This is a genomic window from uncultured Dialister sp. (assembly GCF_937959425.1).
Lineage (GTDB): Bacteria > Bacillota > Negativicutes > Veillonellales > Dialisteraceae > Dialister.
In genome coordinates, this window is record NZ_CALGPS010000066.1 from 1 (window position 1) to 20,375 (window position 20,375).

A 20,375-nucleotide genomic window follows, 5' to 3' on the forward strand; every position below is an offset into this window, starting at 1 on the left:
TTCGCGTCTGAGGGTTGTGGTGGCGGCTGCGCCGCCAATATATAGGGGCCCCGGGCGCGGCTTTCGCCGCAGGTTGTGAGGAGAAAGGTTGTAGAAAAGGTTCTTAGGATGGACCGGCCCTGTGGGGCCGGAGGGTTCTCAGGTTGGACAGACGCTTCGCGTCTGAGGGTTGTGGTGGCGGCTGCGCCGCCAATATATAGGGGCCCCGGGGCGCGGCTTTCGCCGCAGGTTGTGAGGAGAAAGGTTGTAGAAAAGGTTCTTAAGATGGACCGGCCTTGTGGGGCCGGAGGGTTCTTAAGTTGGACAGACGCTTCGCGTCTGAGGGTTGTGGATTGCCCCACAGGGGAAACGACTCACTGGATTCTCAGGTCGCTAAAGCTCCCCTACAGCACAGCTATCACCGACTCACAATAATTTGTGCGTCGCTTTGCTCCTGCAAATTATGTTCGCTGGTGTGACTCCAGTTCGCTGTGCACCGCCTACGGCGGCAATGATTATAAAGTCAGCGTTACGGTTTTGATTTTTGTGTCACCGGTGGTGCATGACGAAGTGCTTATTTCCCCGCCGGATACAGTCATTCTGGGAGATAGCGAAGAATCTTGGTGAGCGCCGCCAGCGAATCATCTGCCTCTAAATAGTGAGCGGGAAGTCTGACGTCTGATTGTCTTATTGTCTGATTGTCTTATTGTCTGACTGTCTGACGGTCTGCCGTCTTCTTGCTTTCGGGGATACCGGTACACCGCCGGCGGTAAGCGGACTGCCGCCTCACCGGCCGGCTGATAAATTCCGGCGGGAAGAGGACGGGGGACTTTCATCGGACTGCATGAAAAAGGGGCTGTGAAGAAATGATTGAACATTTTTTCACAGCCCCGACCGCCTGCGGCGGCCCCCTTCCACCGCTGACGTGGTCCCCCCACCTCCGAGTGCGGGGGTGGGCAAGTTTATGGGGAAAAAGGAACCGCGCCACTACATACCTTGCCCACCCCTGCCCAGGGGTGGGTGGCGAGCGCAGCGAGCCGGAAATCATCAGAAGGTGAACTGCATGCCGATTTCAAAGTTACGGCCGGGAGCGGAGTACCAGAGCTGATATTTTGCCGGGTCTGCGCCGGGACCATAGGAACTTCCTACATCGGTATAGAACTGGTCGAAAATGTTGTTCACCCTGGCGAAAAGGGTGGCGTTTTTGGTGAAATGATAGTTGGCTGCCATGTCCCATACCCAGTAGCTGCTATAGTTCCGCATTTCAGGGTACTGTTTCTTGCCATAGCGGTTCATGACGCCTCTGCCGTCAAGGGATGCATTGAACTTGTCTGCTTTGTAGGACACATTCACATGCAGCGTGCTTTCCGGAAGGGCTCCGTTATTATTGATATTTTCTCCGGCTTTGGCCTGCATATGGAGATAGGAATAACCAAGGGAGGCGTTCCAGTGCCGGCTGAATTCCTTGTTCAGGCTCAGGCTGAAGCCATTGGCATTGGTTTTCCCTAAATTTCTATAGCGGCTGGTCGTATAGTCAAAATCAATCAAGTTCTTCGCATGGGTATGGAATACGTTGAAAGTGCCGTCAAGGGAATCGGTAAACCGGTGATTCACGCCGAATTCGACGGTATTTCCTTCCTCCGGATCCAGGTCTTTATTGCCATATGAAGAATAAAGGTGAAAGAGGCTGGGGGCTGCGAAGAAGGATTTATAGTTGATGTAGTAATTGGTCTTTTCGTTCTGCTTATAGCCTACTGAGAGACTGGGGGATGTGTGGGTGCCGAATTCGGAATGATGGTCTACCCGGATGCCCGGGGTCACATTCCATCTGTCAGTGAGGTCGACCTTATCCTGCAGATAGAAGGCGGTATTGGTAATGCTGGTGCCTTCCACAGCAGGAGTCCCTTTATAATAGGGGATTTCATCCTTGTACCAGTCAAATCCGCCGGTTATGGTCTGCCTGTCCATGGTATAGGTCAGCTGGTCGGAAATCCCGGTGGTTCTCATCTTCATATCACAAATATCCCAGGGGTCTGAAGCGTTATAGTTATCATTGATATGGGTATTGTTTCTGTAGATAGAAAACTGGCTGGTGAGGCGGTCATTCAGTTTCGCCTTATACTGCAGGCTCACAGAATCATTGTCCTTTTTGCCTCTGGCCCGGGCTGTATCGTTGGTTCCGGAATTCGGGCGGATATAATCGGATGTATACTTCTCATAGTTGAATACCACATCGGAGTCATTACCCAGGTCATAGCCCAGTTTTACGTTGTAGTGCTCTGCATTGAGGTGGTTGATCACCCTCCGGCCCCAGCCGTCTTTGTATTTCCCCTGCAGTTCCTTGCCTGCATCTACGTTCCAGAAAACATTTTCTTCCCGGCCTTCGTTATGAAGAGAATATTTTTCCCTGCTTTCATTGCCGAAAGATGTGCGGAGGGTGGTGCGGACCCCGTCGTTTTTGGCTTTTTTGGTGATGATATTGATCACGCCGCCCTGGGCATCGGAGCCGTAAAGGGTGGAGGCAGAGCCTTTCAGTACTTCGATATGGTCAATGGAGTCCATATTGACCATATCGCCTATGTCAGCAGTGGCCAGGGAGTTGCCATTGGTATTTCTTCTCATGCCGTCTACCAGAATCACTACATTTTTAGAGCCGTTGATATAAATCTGGTTACCCATGCCTACCTGGCTGCTGGCGCCCTGACTGGAAATAGTGACTCCCGGCACATGCTTTACGGCTTCGCTCACGTTGTCATAGTGCTTCTCTTCGATTTCCTTTGATGTCACCACGGACACATCGGCGTTGGAGTCGATTTTCTTTTCCGGCACGCGGCTGGCGGTGACCACGATGCCGTCTAAGGTGTACACCGGCATATCGGCGGCTTCCACGCAAAAAGCGCCGCCGGAAAGTGACAAGACTGCCAGTGACGCTGCTAAGATTTTCCTCTTCATAATGATTCCTCCCTCATTTCCCTCATTTGGGACGTAAGAAACAATACCGTCTGCGGAGTCAGGCATACATCGTACCATTTCTCCTGCCAGGCAGTGGATTGTTATTCATAGGGCAGTTCTTCTGACTCAGCTTCCCCGATTCCTTCGTCTTCCCGGTTTCCCAGTGACATTTTGGAGGACTCTCAGCTTCACAGCGGCGGGACCGTGGCGGAATCGGGTCTCCCCTCACCGCACTTCTCTTTTCATCGGATATGTCCGAACCATTATGAATTCTTATAGAACTTACCCTTTTATTATACATGAATTTCAGATTCTGTAAACTGTTTTCTAATAATTCAAATAGATACATTCATGTATGCTATAATGAAATGGATTTCAAGGGAGGTTTTCGATGAAATATACCAAGTGCTTTTCTTTACTTTTGAGCAGCCTCATGCTCCTTTCCTTCTCCGGCTGCGGCATGAAGCAGATGGCATCCAGCGGCGAAGGGGGCGGCTATACCGTTACCGACGCCACCGGGAAGGCCGTTGTTATTCCTGCCAAACCGAAGCGCATTCTGGGAAACTCCGCTTCCATCGACACCATGCTCCTTTCCGTGGTGACGCCGGACAAACTCACCGCCGCCACCGACGCAGACCGGGACCCCAATATTTCCTACATTGCAGAGGACACGAAGGACATCCCCCTCACCGTACCCCTCACCGGTCTTTCCATGGAAATCGTGACCGAAGCCCGTCCGGATCTCATCGTGGCCTCCACCTACACCGACGGCAGGGAGCTTGACCTCTACCGGAATCTGGGCATACCGGTGGTGGTCATCGACGGGCCCCGGTCTATTGACCAGGTGAAGGAAGATGTGCGGATCATCGCCGCCGCAGCAGGGGAGAAAGAGCGGGGCGAGAATGTGATTTCTAAAATGGAACAGGCCCTTTCTGAAATCGACAGCCGCCTTGCAGAAGAAAAGGGAAAGAAACCGGTGGTATACCTGGTGTCCCAGATGACCCGCTACGGCGGACCGGGCTCCATGTTCAACGAACTTCTCACCCGCGCCCGCATTGACAACGCCATCGCCCTGGCCGGCGGCGTGAACGGGCAGGCCACCTCGCCGGAACTTATCATCAAGACAGACCCGGATATGCTCTTCGTATCCACCGACCGCACCTCCGACACCACCGGCGCCGCCAGATACCGGGACGATTTCCTGGCCAACCCCGCCATCGCCTCCATGCGGGCCGCCGGCCACATCGTTCCGGTGGAAGACCGGTACATTTACTCCGCCTCCCAGAACTGCGTATGGGCCATCAAAGGCCTGGCCAACGCCGCCTACGGCCCCCTCTTCGATATGAGCGGAGAAGGCCAGATACGGGGGTATTAAGAGAAGGGTTCTTAAGATGGACCGGCCCGACGGGGCCGGAGGGTGCTCAGGTTGGACAGGCGCTTCGTGTCTGAGGGTTGTGGTGGCGGCTGCGCCGCAAGTTTTATAAAAAAGGGGCGCGGCTGGCGCCTTTGGACACGCCTGCGGCGTGAGGGTTGACGAGCCTTTGGCCCGAGGGTTATGGCCGCCTAATGGCGGCAGGTTGTGTTCGCTACCGCTCAGGGGGCGACAGCCATGACGGGCTGAGGGTAGTGGTAGCGCCCTTACGGTGCACAGCGAACACATTTTGCACTATGCGAACTGGATTTGTAAGGGAGCATCAGCGACCTGAAAATCCAGTGAGTCAGTGACAGCAGAGGATGAAGGAGCGCTAGCGACGCGCAAAATGTAGTGAGTCGTTTCCCCTTTAGGGGCAATGATTATAAAGTCAGCGTTACGGTTTTGATTTTTGTGTCACCGGTGGTGCATGACGAAGTGCTTATTTTCCCGCCGGCCGCTTGTCATACTGAGCGAAGCGAAGAATCTTGGTACATGCCGTATGGGGTTACATGTAAGTCAATGCCGGTGGCGGGAAGTCTGACGTCTGACCGTCTGAGGTCTTCTTGCTTTCGGGAATACCGGTCAGCTGTCAGCTGTCAGCGGATAGCGGATAGCTGACAGCTGACAGCTGCTTCATTCAATGAAAAAGGCCCGTGAAAAAAATGACTGTCATTTTTTTCACGGGCCTTTTTCGTGTTTATATGCTCTTCCCCAGCAGTGCGGGAATGGCTCCGCTGGCGCCGATGCGGGCGGCGCCAGCCTGGAGGAAATCTTCCATTTCCTTTTTGCTGTGGATGCCGCCGGCGGCTTTGATTTTGACTTTTGGCCCCACGTATTTCTTAAAGAGCTTGACATCGGAAAGAACAGCGCCGGCGCTGCCGAAGCCGGTGGAGGTTTTGATAAAGTCCCCTCCACCTTCGGTGACGGCGCGGCAGGCGGCGATTTTCTCTTCTTCTGTAAGATAGCAGGTTTCCACGATGACCTTCAGGATATGGTCACCTATGGCTTTCTTCACCTGCCGGATTTCATCGGTCACATAGGACAGATTTCCCTCCTTCAGGGCGCCGATATGGATGACCATGTCGATTTCATCGGCGCCGTCTGCTATGGCAGAGGCGGTCTCCGCTGTTTTGGCTGCGGTGCTGCCGTTTCCCAGAGGAAATCCCACTACCGTGCAGATGGTAAGGGACGGGAAATGCTGCCGGATTTTTTTTACAAAGGACGAGGGAACGCATACAGATGCCATATGGTACTGCTCCGCTTCCTCGCAGAGTTTTCGGATGTCCTGCCAAGTGGCCGCCGCCTTCAGAAGGGTGTGGTCCACGTGGGAAAAGATGAAATCATTGGTCATGGAAATACTCCTTTCCGGTCACTCTTCCGCAGGAGGGGCCAGGGGATCTTCCCCGAAGGGATTGGGCCCTTCCGTGCCCTTGCGGAAAAGAAGACAGATATAGACAAAAGCCAGGTACAGGGCCGCTACAAAAAGCAGAATCATGATTCCATAGAGAATGAACCGTCCCGGCCCCGCCGTCCAGGAAAGAGGATACATGCCGCCGTAGAGGGCCTTCACCGTTTCCGACAGGAGACTTGACAGAAAGAGAATCACATTCAGGGCGCCGAACCCCCGGGCGCCGTTCCCCAGGTCATGGAGCCGCCGGACAGCCAGGGACAGGAGCCCCAGCTGGAAGAGGGCATGGACGAGAGTGGTCATGAGGATGGGAACCAGCACCTTCCCGGAAATCAGGACGGCCAGAGCCAGAATCCCCATTTCCACAAGACTTCCGAAGACAGAAAGCAGAATCCCCCGAAGGATATAGGGCTTCCTGTTCATCCTGCCCCGGAAGGAAAAGTACTTCCTCATCCATGGCTCCGTGAGCTTTGCCTCATACCAAGGCCCCCAGCTGTCCAGCTGCCTGTCGTACCACCGGCTGATTTTTTCCAGTTTGTCATCGCACCATGCGGTCATAGAGCACCTCCTCTTTTCTGCATTATATCAAAAAAGGCAGACCGGGGCCTGCCTTTTTGTTATAGTGATACATCCCGTTTCCCTGTGAGCTTATAGAAAAGGAGGAGGGAAATGATGGAGGTCACGGTAAGGATGGTGGCATAGGCGGAAGCATTGCCGTAATTGCCGCGGATAACTTCCGTGTAAATGGATACGGTGAGGGTCTGGGTGGAGTTGGTGTAGAGAATGATGGACGATGACAGTTCGCTGATAATGGTGACCCAGCTCATAATGGCGCCGGAGAGGACGCCGGGAGCCATCATGGGGATGGTGATTTTCCGGAAGGTGGTCATTTCGGAAGCACCCAAGGAGATGGCCGCTTCTTCAATGGAGGGGCTGATATTCCCAAGCACCGCCGTGGAAGACCGCACTGTATAGGGCATGCGGCGGATGGCGAAGGAAATAATCATAATCAGCATGGTGCCGGTTAAAATCAAGGGCGATTTGTTGAAGGCGAAAACAAAGGAAATACCAAGGACAGAGCCGGGGATAATGAAGGGGAACATGGTAATCACATCCAGGGCACTGTTCAGCGGATTCTTCTTCCGCACCGACAGATAGGCAATGAGCACGCCCAGCACAAGGACGATGCAGATGGCACAGAGGCCCAGGAAATAGGTATGCCAGATGACATCATTGTCTTTGGCAAAGAGGGTGGCCTCATAGCTCTGCAGAGCAAAGCCGCCGGTAAACACCTGCCCTCCATTGGATGCCAGGAAGGAGGTGTAAATGACTACCGCCTGCGGCAGCACTGCCAGTCCCACTACCAGATAAATGACCGCATGGGCCAGAAGGTTCTTCATGCCCTTTGCCTTTTCCGCCGCCATGGGCTTCAGTGCATTCATGGCGTAGGTATTCCGGTTGGCCAGAAAGCGCTGTACAAAGAACATGACAATAGTAAGACCGATGACGATGCAGCAGATAGCTGCCGCGAATCCGTCATCGCCACCTACCTCTCCCATGAACTGGTTGTAAATGAGCACCGGCAGCGTCTTATAGCCTTCACCGATAAGCATGGGCGTACCGAAGTCAGCAAACACCCGCATGAAGACAAGCATGGAGCTGGCCAGAAGCGTAGGCATGACCAGAGGGATGATAATCCGGCGAATCCGGCCTGCTTTGCCGCAGCCCAGGCTTTCCGCCGCCTCGTTCAGTGAATTGTCCAGACTTTTCAATGCTCCCGATACATAGATGAACACCAGCGGGAAAGACTGAAGCGTAAAAACAAGGACGATGCCTGCAAAGCCATACACCCCGCCGAAATGGGTCCCCAGGAGATGATTCAGGAACTGGGTCACCACACCGTTTCTTCCCAGAAGCTGTATCCAGGCATAGGCGCCGATAAAGGGCGGTGAGAGATAGGCAATGACGATGAGTATATTAAGGAAACTGCTGCCCCTGATTTTCAGCCGTCCCATGAGGTAGGCCAGGGGGAGCCCCAGTGCCGCGGCCAGGGCCGTGGAAACCACTGTCACCTTCAGGGAGTTAATCATGGTGCCCCAGTAAAACTTCTTGGCAAAGAAATGGGCAAAGTACTGGAGAGAAAAGGCACCGGTATCACCGGAAATAACACTCTTGTAAAGGATAAGGAAGAGAGGATAGAGAATGAAAAGAGCGAAGAATGCAAAAATCATGACGCTGAACAGGTCCCAAAGGGTCAGTTTCTTCTTCATGACATTTCACCTTCAATCAGCGACGTGCCCGACGTCTTATGGAACACATTGATAAACCGGGGCTTCACCGTCAGCGTCACAGCACTGCCGTCGGGGATGATATCATGGTCTTCCCTGGTTTCCAGCACCTCGATGTCCTTTCCATTCTCCAGATGGATGAAATAGTGGGTGGTGAGTCCCAGGAAGATGGAGGACATGATTTCCCCGCGGATGCCTTCTTTACCACCCACATGGATATCAAATTCCTCCGGCCGCACAGAAATGATAACCGGCTCTTTATCTTCCGTATCTTTCGACAGATTTCCCATTTCCACTTCATAGGAAGTGCCGTCGAAGGACACCCTGCGGGATTTTCCGCTGCCATGAACTGCCCCGTCAAGGAGATTGGAGAGTCCGATAAAGGTAGAAACGAATACATTGGCCGGACGCTTGTAAATATCGGCGGGCTTTCCAATCTGCTGGATAATGCCGCCGTTCATGACGGCTATGCGGTCCGACACCGCCAGCGCCTCCTCCTGGTCATGGGTCACATACACCGTGGTAATGTCCACCTTCTTCTGTATCTGCTTGATGGCGCTCCTCATTTCAATGCGGAGCTTGGCGTCCAGATTGGACAGCGGCTCATCCATTAAAAGCACCTCCGGCCTGATGACGATAGCCCGGGCCAGGGCCACCCGCTGCTGCTGTCCGCCGGAGAGAGCCACCGGCATGCGGTCCTTCAGATGGTCGATTTTCACCACCTTCAGCATATGATCCACCCGTTCCTCGAGTTCCTTTTCCGGCACCTTCCGCATGCGGAGGCCAAAGGCCACATTATCCTTCACCGACATATGGGGGAATATGGCATAGTTCTGGAAAACCATGCCCATATTCCTCTTGTCCGGGGACACATCGTTAATCACCCTCCCGCCTACGGATATGGTGCCTCCTTCAATGGAGTTGAACCCTATAATCATACGGAGCAGCGTGGTCTTTCCGCAGCCCGACGGCCCCAGGAGGGTAAAGAATTCTCCCGGCCTCACCGACAGGGACAGCCCGTTAATCACCGTATTGCTGCCGTATTTCTTGACCACATGGTCAATATCAATGGATACACTCATAGATAGCTCCTTTATGAAAGAAAACAGGGCGCAGAGCCTGTCTGCACCCCATTTTCAGTCGATTTTTTAATTACTGACGTGAATTTTCCAGATGCTGGTTCCAGAGGGCCACGATTTCCTTCTTATGCTGTGCCACCCAGCCTTCATCATAATTCTTGAACAGATGAATCTGGTCCTGAGGCGTCATGTAATCAGCCAGCTTCACGCCCTTTCTGAGCGGCCGGACAGTCAACGTCTTCCCTGCCTCCTCCTGGATTTTCTGAGAAAGCATGAAATCTACAAACTTCTTGGCGTTTTCCATGTGCTTGGCACCTTTGATGATTTCTACCGATTCTCCCGGGAAGATAGCCCCTTCCTTCGGGAACACCACCTTCACCGGTGCCCCGTTCTTCACATAGGTAGCTGCCGGATCCTCCCAGGTGAGGCCTACGGTATATTCTCCATCGGCCGCTCCTTTATGCACGGCGCCGGAACTGTTCAGGAACTTGCCGTCCACGTTCTTGATGAAATTATCCACATAGGCCCAGGCCTCCGGAGACAGCGGGTCCCCGTCCTTTCCCTTGGCATAGAGCATGGCCATGAGGCTCTGGAACGCGGAAGAAGAGTTGGCCGGGTCGCCGAATGCAATCTTTCCTTTCAGCGCCGGGTTCAGAAGATCGTCAAAGCCTTCGATCTTCATGTCACCGGCCAGGTTCGTATTCACGATAAATACGGTGGGATCCGCAAAGGCAGGGGTGAAATAGCCGGTCTTGTTCTTTGCGTTATCCAGCATATTGGCATCTTCCGGCGATACATATTTTTCAAAAAGGTCCTTCTGGGATTCCAGCATAGTCTGGTCTGCAGCCCAGAGCACATCCCCCTGGGGGTTGTCCTTTTCCGAAGCCACCCGCTTCACCAGCGGCCCTGTACCTGCCACAATCATGTTTACTTTAATGCCCGTTTCCTTTTCAAAGGCAGGGATTACCAGATTATTCAGACTTTCGCTGCGGGCCGTATAGACAGTGAGCACCTTGTCCCCTGCTGCCGCTTTGTCGTCCTTCTTGGTATCTCCGCCGCAGCCTGCAAAAACGCCTGCTGCAATGGCCGCACATGCCAGTACGGCTGCCATCTTCTTCAAACCTTTCATTCTTTGTGCCTCCTTGTGTCCGGAAACATGACAGATTCTCCATTTTTCACGTCAAAAAAGTGCACCCCAATCAGTACACCCTCTGTCCGGCTTTTGATTTCATTGTATCAACAGCATGATTAAATATCTAGATATCATAAGTATTCTGTATAGATTTCGTAAATTAGCATGCCGATTTGTAATATTTACATAAACTCTATGCGTTTATTGAAGTAATTTTCTTCATTTCCATGCAAAAACGGCATCCATCAGCATTCAGCATCATGATAAAAACCTCTCCACCATAAATATAATTTCATAGCGGAGAGGCTTTTTATAAAAATAATGACTGATGCCTGAAAGAATAACCTGTCGCTTTAGATACAAACATGTCAGTTCAACCAGTCCGTATGGAAATGCCCTTCCTTATCCACTCTTTCATACGTGTGAGCGCCGAAATAATCTCTCTGCGCCTGAATAATATTCGCGTTTCCCACGGGCGTGTGGTACGCATCAAAATAGGCCAGCGCAGAAGACAAAGCAGGAATTCCCACGCCTGCTTCGGCTGCCAGGGAGACAATCCGTCCCCACCCTGGCCGTGCCTCTTTTAAAGCACTTGCAAAGAAATCGCTGAAAAGAAGATTCTTCATGGAAGGATTACTATCAAAGCTATCACTCACCACATTAAGGAATGCCGCACGAATAATACATCCATTCCTCCAGATTTTAGCCAAATGCCCAAGATTCAGATGCCATCCGTAGACTTCTCCTGCTGTGCCGATAAGATTAAACCCCTGGGCGTAGGCGCATATTTTAGAAGCATACAGTGTTTTTTCCAAATCAGCCAAGAGTGAATCTTTATCCAGCGTATCTGAAGCGAACCGGATATCATTATATTTCTTATCCAATTCCACTCTTTCTTCTTTCATAGATGACATGTCCCTGGCAAACACGGCTTCCGTCATAGTGGGAGTGGGAACACCAAGCTCCAGGGCAGAAAGACTTGTCCATTTCCCGGTTCCTTTTTGCCCTGCTTTGTCCAAAATAATATCTACTATAGGCTTTCCAGTTTTCCCGTCTTTTTTCTGCAAAATAGCGGCAGTAATTTCAATAAGGTAGCTGGAAAGGCGGCCTTGATTCCATTTACCGAAAACTTCTGCTATTTCTTCCACATCCATTTTCAGGACATGCCGCATGATGGTATACACTTCACTAATCAACTGCATATCCGCATATTCAATGCCATTATGCACCATCTTTACGTAGTGTCCAGCACCGTCTGTCCCAATATAATCTACACAGGGTTCACCTTCGGCTTTAGCCGAAATGGCTTCCAGCACCGGTCGAATATGATCATAGGCCTGCCTGCCACATCCTGGCATAAGGCTTGGACCATGGAGAGCTCCTTCTTCACCACCGGAGACCCCCATTCCAACATACTCAAAACCCAATTCCTTCATTCTTTTGCTTCTTCTCTGCGTATCTTTAAAGAAGGAATTCCCTCCATCAATGATAATATCGCCAGCATCTAGAAGAGGAATCAGTTCATCCAGCATATCATCTACAGGCTGACCTGCTTTGATAAGAAGAATGATTTTTCTGGGTCTTTCAAGCTGGTTAACAAAATCCTTCAGGGTAAACGCTCCATCTAAATTGGGGGAATGTCCAAAATTCTCCAAAAACTTCTTTGTCTTTGCCTCGGTTCTGTTATACACAAGAGTTTTAACTCCTTTATCTGCCATATTCCTTGCCAGATTGGCCCCCATAACAGCAAGACCTATTAAACCAAACTGTGACTTGCACATAGCAAACTCCTTTTACAAAAGAATAAATTGAATTGCCCGCCGAAATCATTCATTACGTATTGTGAATATACCGATATACAAATCTAGATAAGCCGGACTGTTACGCTACGCTCCACTAAAGCAAGGTAATGAGATGATTCAGTATACTCTAAACAAAAGACAGTCATTACACAGCTTGATATCCCTGCTCAATGACTGTCTTTACCTTTCCATTATTGTTTTACAGCTGCATTCCATTCTTCCAGAAGGCGTGCGCGATTATCCCCAGACCACTGGAAATCGTATTTAATCAGCTTAGCATCTTTGAAAGGCATGGCCTCTTCTGGAGGATTTGCATCCGGATTCGTCAGGAACTGGTACGAATTGTTGTGCTGTCCAATTTCCTGTGCTTTCTTTGTCAAGCACCAGTCAACGAACTTCTTCGCCGCTTCTTCCTGTGGTGCCCCTTTCAAAATAGCCACTGCTCCCAGTTCATAAGCAGTTCCTTCTTTCGGCAGCGACAGTTTTACGTTAGTATTTCCTTCTTTCATTAAGCGGATGCCGTTATGGAGATAGGTGATGCCAATAGCCGCTTCCCCAAGAGCCGCACTTCTTGCAGGAGCTGCGCCGGCCTTGGTATACTGTTTTACCTGCTTATTCAGGAGAGACAGATATTTCATGCCATTTTCTTCGCCTAAACGCTGTACTGTTGCAGAAACAATGACATAGCCTGTAGAAGCAGAGCCTGGATTTCCCATGACAATCTGTCCCTTAAACTCCGGCTTCAGCAAATCATCCCAGGATTCGGGGAGCTGCAGATGATTTTCCTCAAAATATCTGCCATCGCAGATAAATCCCAAATATCCCTGATATATGCCGGTCCAATAACCATCAGGATCCTTGAATTCTGGTTTAATTTTTTCCGCATTAGGGGATTTATATGCCTCCAGCAAGCCTTCCTTTTTTGCCATAATGAAAGAATCTGCAGATCCGCCATACCACACGCTGGCCTGTGGATTATCTTTTTCCGCACGAATACGGCTTAATGTCTCGCCGCCAGACATACGGACAAAATTAACATGAATGCCTGTATCTTTCTCAAAGTCCGCCGCAATCACCTTTGCAGACTGCTCCACTACGCCCATATACATGGTCAATTCTTTCGGATTTTCTTTGGCCTTTGCATCGCCTTTTTCATTACCCCCACAGCCGGCAATGCCAAATACCACCGATCCCACTAAAGCAGCTGCCACAGCCGCTCTCATCATTTTTCTTAATTTCATATTATGCCTCCTTTGTTTCACTCTGAAAATTATAAAAGCTATTTTTGTACCGCATGAAGCGCATCCTTCTGTATACGAAGCCATACCTTATTCCCGGAATGGTAAATCTTTTTACCAGCAGGATTATATGTTTCTCCATTGATTTCATGTTCCCCTATCCGGAGCGAATACTCCTGAACAGCCCCCATAAATGTGGACGTCAACACTTCTGCTTCCACATCTCCTTCATCGGCCAGTTCAATAGCTTCCGGACGAACCACCACTTCTACTTCATCGCCGGCTTTAAAAGCGCCTTTGTTGCAGTGGATATCGTAGGACCGGCCAAGCATTCTTACCAATGCCCTGTCTCCAGATACAGATTCAGCCGCCGCAGGAATAAAATTCGCATTGCCAATGAAATCGGCAACGAAGTGAGAAACCGGATATCTATAAATTTCCGTAGGATTGCCCACCTGTTCGATATGCCCTTTATTCATGATGATAATCTTATCAGAAAGGCTCATAGCTTCCGACTGATCATGAGTCACATAAATACTGGTAATGCCGATACGGCGTTGAATTTTCCTAATTTCCCTGCGCATATATACACGAAGTTTAGCATCCAGATTAGACAGAGGTTCATCAAAAAGAAGGACTGCCGGTTCCATAACAAGAGCACGTGCCAAAGCCACTCTCTGCTGCTGGCCGCCGGAGAGCTGATTAGGAAAACGATTTCCCATACCTTCCAATCCGACCAAGGAAAGCATATCCGTAACCTTCTTTTTTATCGTTTCTTTATTCAGCTTTTTATTAACAAGACCGTACCCCACATTGTCAAAAACATTATAATGCGGGAAAAGGGCATAACTCTGAAACACCATGGCAGAATCTCTTTTATCTGGTGTTAATTCATTGATACGCTTCCCATTGAGCTGCACTTCCCCATCAGAAATACTTTCAAAGCCTGCTATCATTCGAAGCGTGGTTGTTTTACCGCACCCGGAAGGTCCAAGAAGAGTTACGAATTCGCCGGAATGAATGCTTACGTTAATATGATCCACAGCCAAAAATGTTCCCGTACCATCATGGGTGATATATTTCTTCGTTAGATTTTTTAACTCAATACTTGATTCTTTGGTCATAATTTACCCCTCAATCAGTAACATCCATTCGACTGGATCCTAAACGTTTCAAAAGCAGTTTAATAACACCAATAGCAATATAGACGATGATAATTAAAATAGTCGAAAAAGCAGACGCCACCCCAAATTGGTTATCCTCAACCTGATCCAAAATGAGTACAGTAAGGAGACTCCATTTCGCAGAAACTAAGAAAATAACAGCACTGATAGAGGTCATACTTCTAATAAATGAATAAATCAGACCTCCGAAAAAAGCATCTTTAATCAAGGGCAGCGTAATTGTGCGGAAAACCTTGCTCGCATTAGAGCCCAGATCATATGCTGCCTCTTCAATGCCGGGATCAATCTGCTGAAGGCTCGTTACCCCGGCGCGGATACCAATAGGAAGTGCACGAATAATAAAGGCAGCAATTAAAATAATAGCCGTTCCTGTCAATTGAAGCGGATATTTATTGAATGTCAAAATATATCCAATACCAATGACTGTACCCGGCACAGCAATGGACAAAAGAGAAGAAAAATTAATGAATCCTCTTCCAAGAAACTTCTTTCGTACCACCAGGTAAGCAATAATCATTCCAAGAAGTCCGGCGATAGGTGTCGATATAACAGCCAGGAGCGTTGTATCTTTAATGGCCCTCATGCCTACGTCGATAGCATACTTATAATGGGCTGTAGTCAGCGAATAGTCCACGCCCCACATTTTGACAAAAGACGCTATCGGAATCAGAATATATATCGTAAAAACAATGAAGGTCAATAAGAAGCAAAAGCCTGCCACAGGGATAACCACATGTGGGTCCGAAATAAGCGACCGCTCACGGGAAGCTTTCCCCAAAACAGTCACATAGGTACGCTTCTCAATCCAGTATTTATTAATAACGAAAAGAATCATTGCGATGTCTAAAAGGATGACTGCAATAGCCGCCCCGCCCTGAACATCATAACTGCCAATAGCCTGCAGATATACCTGGGTCGCCAGTGTACTGTAATTGCCGCCGATGGCCATGGGATTCGCAAAATCCGCAATCGATTTAATAAAGACAAGAAGAAATGCATTCGCAATGCCGGGGCGCACTAATGGCACCGTCACTGTACAGAACGTTCTCCATTTAGAAGATCCCAAGTCTCTGGCTGCATCTTCAATGGAAGGATCAATAGAACGGAGCAGCCCGGCAAGCAAAAGGAAAGCAATCGGGAAGAAAGAGATAGTCTGAACGAAGAGAAGGCCTTTGAATCCATAAATGTTCGTATTGCTCCAGCCAAGGAGGCTGTAGGTTACAAGTCCGCGAGCACCAAACAGCATAATGATAGAGAGCGCCACAGAAAAAGGCGGTGATACCATGGGCAGCAATGCCATCAGATTAAAAAGCTTCTTTCCCTTAATAGCAAGATGGGACGAACAATATGCAAAAAGGAAGCCTATAGCAGTTGCCAAAATGCCTACAATCACAGCCAGCGTCATTGTATTTACAAAAGCCGCATAGGTTTCCCTCATGGTAAATACATTTTTATATGCCCGCCAGGATAAAGAGCCATCAAGCCCGACAAAGCTCTGCTTCACAACTTCCAAAAGCGGCCACACCACAAAAATGGCGAGCAGAATAATAATGCTCACCGATGATACTGCTACAATAGGATCTCGAAAAGTTTCTTTTGTCGTCCTGATTTCATGCATAAAATATGCAGATAGTTTCCCCACGTATTTCCCTCCCAAAATCAGCATCGCCTTTATTATGTCACAGCAGATACCATTTGATTCTTCATTCATACCATCCAATTGAAATGTAAATTTTACAAAGTCGTTACATCTCTGTTACAATTCTACCATAAAGTAGATACTATTTACACCTACTTGTGATTTAAGCATAGCTTTTAAGTGAATTCATCTTTTCCATTCATAGAACCGTTGTTTATTGATTAAATACTGCTTTTCATCTCATATTTTATTGATGCAGCGAGTACATTTATTTTATATTTTTAAAATAAATGTACGCTTTATATTGATATAGTATTACGCAAGCAGGAGCTCCCCTCATTCTATATATAAAAGGACTGCGAAAAACAGCAATCATTTCTTCGCAGTCCTTTTCTTTTACATCTATGCTGGTAATGATAATCAGTGCTTCCCTAGCGCCGCAGCGGAGCTGATACTGCTCCGGAGTGAGATTTCTCGACTCCTCTTCACCATCTCCATGGGCCGTCCGCATCATTTTCCCGTTTCCCTCCGCTCGAAATGACGAAGGAATCGAGGCAGCAGCTGTGTTATACGGTTCCTTTTGAAATGGCGATAAAGCGTCTGATGTCTGATAGACTTTCCCTACTCCTTATGGTTCCAGGGCACCAGTTTCCTCTCCAAAAACTGGAGGAACAGGTTGAAGATGAGTCCCAGCACGGAGAGGACGATGACGCCGGCCATGAGCCGTTCTGTAATCATGAGGTCGCCGTAGTGAAGAATGAGGGCGCCGATGCCCTGTTCGGCGGCGATCATTTCCGCCGCCACCAGAAGGAGGAGGGCCGTGCCGGCGGCGATACGGAGGCCGGCGAATATCATGGGAAGGGCGTAGGGCAGGACCACGTTTTTCATGGTGTAGCCCCAGCCGGCGTGGAAGCTCACGGCCACCTTGATGAGGAGGGTGTCCACGTTTTTCACGCCGGAGTAGGTGTTCATGGCCACCGGGAAGAAGACGCCCAGGGCGATGATGGTGACTTTGGATACTTCGCCGATGCCCAGCCACAGGATGAAGAGGGGGAGGAGGGCGATTTTAGGAATGGGGTAGAGGGCGTTCACGATGGGATTCGCCATGCGGTCCGCCAGGGCGGAGGTGCCGGTGACAAGGCCCACGAGAAGGCCGAAGGCGCTGCCAAGGATAAAGCCCATGAGGATGCGGTACAGGGAGGCTGCCAGGGAAACGCCGATTTCTCCGTCTTTTATCATGTCCAGGAGGGAGGAAATAATAAGGGTGGGCGGCGGCAGGAAGAGGGCGGATACCACCCCTGCCCGGCAGATGCCTTCCCAGAGAAGGAGGAGGGCAGCCACTGAAATCAGGGATACGGCGGGGCTGTAACTTTTCTGCCACCGTTTCATTTTGTTTTCAACCACATATTTATTCATCGGTTCACCTCCGTCATAGCTTCCAGGGCGTCTTTGCTGATATGTTCCCAGATGGTGCGGGTGAGGCGGTCGATTTCTTCTGCGTGTTCCGGTTTCTCCCTATCGCTCCGGGGGATGGTGATAGAGAGGATGCTCCGCACCTTGCCGGGGCGGCGGGAAAGGAGGACCACCCGGTCTGCCAGCATCACCGCTTCCTGGATATTATGGGTGACGTAGAGGGTGGTGAGCCTTGTCTTCTCCCACAGGGCTACCAGTTCCTGCTGCATGATGATGCGGGTCTGGGCGTCCAGGGCGGAAAAGGGTTCGTCCATGAGGAGAAGGTCCGGATTGATGGCCAGGGCCCGGGCAATGCCCACTCGCTGCCGCATACCGCCGGAGAGCTGGTGGGGGTAGGATTTTTCAAATCCCGTGAGGCCTACCAGGGAAATATAGTGGTCGATTCTTTCCTTCCACTCCTTTTTGGGAAGCACATGGCCTGCGTCCAGGCCGAAGGCGATGTTATCATACACATTCCGCCAGGGCATGAGTCCGGTTTCCTGGAAAACGATGGATACCCGGGGTTCGCTTTTTACATCTTCTCCTGTGAAATAGACGGATCCCGCGTCCGGCGACAGAAGGCCGGCGCAGATATTGAGGAGGGTGGACTTGCCGCAGCCCGAAGGGCCGACCAGGGCTACGAATTCTTCTTTGTGCAGCTCCAAATTGATGTCTTCCAGCACCGGCAGGGTTTTCTGCCCGTTCCGGAAGGATTTGCTTACATTTTCAATCATAACTTCCATAGATGACTCCATTTTTATATATTGGAAAAGGTTTAGGGGGTAGGGGGTGTATTAGATATCATGTGGTGCCATATAACTCCCTTTGAACCGGTCCGCCTGCTTTCGGGAATGCCGCTTATCTGCTGTCTGACCTCTTCCCTGGTGCCAAAGGAAACACTAATGTCCGGCACCATCATCCTTCGCTTCCCCTCAGGATGGTGGATGGCCGGCGGGCAGCGGTAAGGGGATAATGGCCCATTACGCAGAAAGCGCCGCTTTGTCTGCGGCGCTTTTTATTATTTCTTCATGGCTTCTTCCAGGAAGGAAGTGTTTACCACATCTTTGGCATCCAGTTTCCCGTCGATCATGCCATGGGAGGAGTACCAGTCGATTTGGGTTTTGATGTCATCAGCCATGAGCACGCCGTTTTTATCCACATAGGGCAGGCCCAGGCGGATGTCCGCTTCCGGCGTCTTTACGTACTTGGAGATGATTTTCACCACTTCGTCCAGTTTAGACGGATCCTTTTTGTCTACTACGGCGCTGTAGTACTCGTTGCAGGCTTTGTTGTAGGCTTTCATGAAACGGACGGCTGCGTCCTTGTTCTTGGCGAATTCGGGGGAGTAGAAAATGCCGCTGGTCTGGTAGGGCATGATTTCACTGACCTGGGTAATGACCTTGCCGTAGCCTTCGTTCCTGACTTTCGTAATGTTCGGTTCGTTCAGGATGCAGGCGTCAATCTGGCCGCTCTGCAGGGCTGCCATGACAGCGGACAGTTTGCCCAGGGGAACGATGGTTACATCATCCAGGGAAAGGCCTTTGGCTTCCAGCATCCGGCCCAGCATGTAATGGAAGGTGGAGCCTTTCTGGGTAATGCCTACCCGTTTGCCCTTCAGTGCTTCGATGGAAGTCAGGCCATTGTCGTATTCGGAAGAAGCGGCCAGCAGGGCGGAGGAGGAGTATCCCTTTTCTTCCCTGCCTTTATCGGCCACAATGTAAAGCTTCTGCCCTTTGGCGGCCATATTGTACAGGCCGGCCGTAATGCCGGTGGCGCCTACATCGACTTTGGAGGAAGCGGTGGCTACGGCAATGGGCTGGGCTGCATCAAACCACTGGGGATCGATGTCAATGCCCTCATCCTTGAAATAGCCCTTTTCCATGGCAATGAAAAGGGGTGCGCTGCTGGTGAGCCGGAGCATACCCAGCGTGACCTTCACCGGCTTTTTCTCACCGCCGGCGGACGTGCTTCCCGGGCCTTTGCCGCAGCCTGCAAATGACAGGGATACGGTGAGGGCCAGTATGCCTGCCAGAATCATGGCAAATACTTTTTTTAAATTCATTCTACTATTCTCCTCTCCTACTGTGGGGCATGGTGGGATACCCCGCAAAATGGGTTATTGCCTGTATTTTACTCTATTCCATGGAAAAAGCAAGGGCCCGGCGCCCGGAGGGGAGTATGTAAAAGGTTTTTAAGACTGACGGGGCTATCGCCCCCGAGGGTTCTTAGGTTTGACAGACGCTTCGCGTCTGAGGGTTGTGGTATCGCCTACGGCGATGAGTATAAAGGCTGCCTGTCGGCAGCAAGCCCATTGGGCGGTTGGTACCATACGATTTCGAAGGAAAACAGAGGCGTATTCTGCCTCTTTTAAGGGGAAGCCCCGCGCAGCAGGATAGGGGGCTACCAAGGGTGGCCAATTCCCGCCGACTGGTATTTACAGGCAGATGAGTCACTGGCGGCACTCACCAAGATTCTTCGCCTGCGGCTCAGAATGACCGTGTCCGGCGGGAAGGTCAGCACGTAACGTCCTTGCCCACCCCTGTCTAAGGGGTGGGTGGCGAGCGCCTATATACTCTCTTGCGCCCCCCTGCTTGTCAGGGGGGAGAGGGAACTGGATTCTCAGGTCGCTTAGGCTCCCCTGCAGCACGGCTATCACCGACTCACTGGATTCTCAGGTCGCTCACGCTCCCCTACGAATCCAGTTCGCTGGAGTGACTCCAGTTCCTTTGCCACCCCGCAAGCGGTGGGACAACGGGGGGAGAGAGAACCCTCTGAACCCTCGATCGGGATCGGGGGAGCTGGCTTTCT

14 protein-coding genes and 1 riboswitch are annotated in these 20,375 nt (G+C 50.6%); of the genes, 1 reads left to right on the forward strand and 13 read right to left on the reverse strand.

Features of this window, described 5'->3' with window-relative positions:
* Positions 1–1,026: 1,026 nt before the first annotated feature.
* Positions 1,027–2,931, reverse strand: a complete 1,905-nt coding sequence (locus Q0482_RS02535) for a TonB-dependent receptor (protein WP_299142962.1) — start codon at positions 2,929–2,931, stop codon at positions 1,027–1,029.
* A gap of 93 nt (positions 2,932–3,024) precedes the next feature.
* Positions 3,025–3,211: riboswitch (cobalamin riboswitch) on the reverse strand.
* Between the two features lie 111 nt (positions 3,212–3,322).
* Here Q0482_RS02535 and Q0482_RS02540 point away from each other — a divergent pair.
* Positions 3,323–4,306 carry an ABC transporter substrate-binding protein gene (locus tag Q0482_RS02540; protein WP_299142964.1) on the forward strand — a complete coding sequence of 328 codons (984 nt, stop codon included), beginning with the start codon at positions 3,323–3,325 and terminating at the stop codon, positions 4,304–4,306.
* Positions 4,307–5,042: 736 nt separating this feature from the next.
* Here the strand turns inward: Q0482_RS02540 and deoC are convergent.
* The 12 genes from deoC to Q0482_RS02600 all read right to left on the reverse strand — a co-directional run bounded on the left by deoC (position 5,043) and on the right by Q0482_RS02600 (position 19,629).
* The gene (deoC, locus tag Q0482_RS02545; protein WP_299142967.1) at positions 5,043–5,696 is read right to left on the reverse strand and encodes a deoxyribose-phosphate aldolase; all 654 of its coding nucleotides are present in this window, start codon (positions 5,694–5,696) and stop codon (positions 5,043–5,045) included.
* A gap of 18 nt (positions 5,697–5,714) precedes the next feature.
* Positions 5,715–6,311: a DUF805 domain-containing protein gene (locus tag Q0482_RS02550; protein ID WP_299142970.1), complete on the reverse strand. Its 597-nt coding sequence runs from the start codon at positions 6,309–6,311 to the stop codon at positions 5,715–5,717.
* Between the two features lie 59 nt (positions 6,312–6,370).
* Positions 6,371–8,023, reverse strand: coding sequence for an iron ABC transporter permease (locus tag Q0482_RS02555; RefSeq protein ID WP_296959242.1), 1,653 nt, complete (start codon positions 8,021–8,023; stop codon positions 6,371–6,373).
* Entirely contained in the window at positions 8,020–9,123 is a 1,104-nt protein-coding gene (locus Q0482_RS02560; protein WP_299142974.1) for an ABC transporter ATP-binding protein, read from the reverse strand. The genes Q0482_RS02555 and Q0482_RS02560 overlap by 4 nt, the downstream gene beginning before the upstream one ends.
* 70 nt (positions 9,124–9,193) lie before the next feature.
* Positions 9,194–10,249 carry an extracellular solute-binding protein gene (locus Q0482_RS02565; protein ID WP_299142977.1) on the reverse strand — a complete coding sequence of 352 codons (1,056 nt, stop codon included), beginning with the start codon at positions 10,247–10,249 and terminating at the stop codon, positions 9,194–9,196.
* Between the two features lie 371 nt (positions 10,250–10,620).
* Positions 10,621–12,033: a decarboxylating NADP(+)-dependent phosphogluconate dehydrogenase gene (gene gnd, locus Q0482_RS02570; protein WP_299142980.1), complete on the reverse strand. Its 1,413-nt coding sequence runs from the start codon at positions 12,031–12,033 to the stop codon at positions 10,621–10,623.
* Positions 12,034–12,245: 212 nt separating this feature from the next.
* A complete protein-coding gene (locus Q0482_RS02575) occupies positions 12,246–13,295 on the reverse strand; it encodes an ABC transporter substrate-binding protein (RefSeq protein WP_299142983.1) in 1,050 nt (349 codons plus the stop codon).
* A 38-nt stretch (positions 13,296–13,333) separates the two neighbouring features.
* Entirely contained in the window at positions 13,334–14,416 is a 1,083-nt protein-coding gene (locus tag Q0482_RS02580; RefSeq protein ID WP_299142986.1) for an ABC transporter ATP-binding protein, read from the reverse strand.
* Positions 14,417–14,426: 10 nt separating this feature from the next.
* Entirely contained in the window at positions 14,427–16,187 is a 1,761-nt protein-coding gene (locus Q0482_RS02585; protein WP_299142988.1) for an iron ABC transporter permease, read from the reverse strand.
* Positions 16,188–16,736: 549 nt separating this feature from the next.
* Positions 16,737–17,531 (reverse strand): ABC transporter permease, encoded by a 795-nt coding sequence (locus Q0482_RS02590; protein WP_299142991.1) that lies wholly within the window; start codon positions 17,529–17,531, stop codon positions 16,737–16,739.
* A complete protein-coding gene (locus tag Q0482_RS02595) occupies positions 17,528–18,310 on the reverse strand; it encodes an ABC transporter ATP-binding protein (protein ID WP_299142994.1) in 783 nt (260 codons plus the stop codon). Before Q0482_RS02595 ends, Q0482_RS02590 begins: the two co-directional genes overlap by 4 nt.
* Before the next feature lie 275 nt (positions 18,311–18,585).
* Positions 18,586–19,629: an ABC transporter substrate-binding protein gene (locus Q0482_RS02600; RefSeq protein WP_299142997.1), complete on the reverse strand. Its 1,044-nt coding sequence runs from the start codon at positions 19,627–19,629 to the stop codon at positions 18,586–18,588.
* Positions 19,630–20,375: the final 746 nt, after the last annotated feature.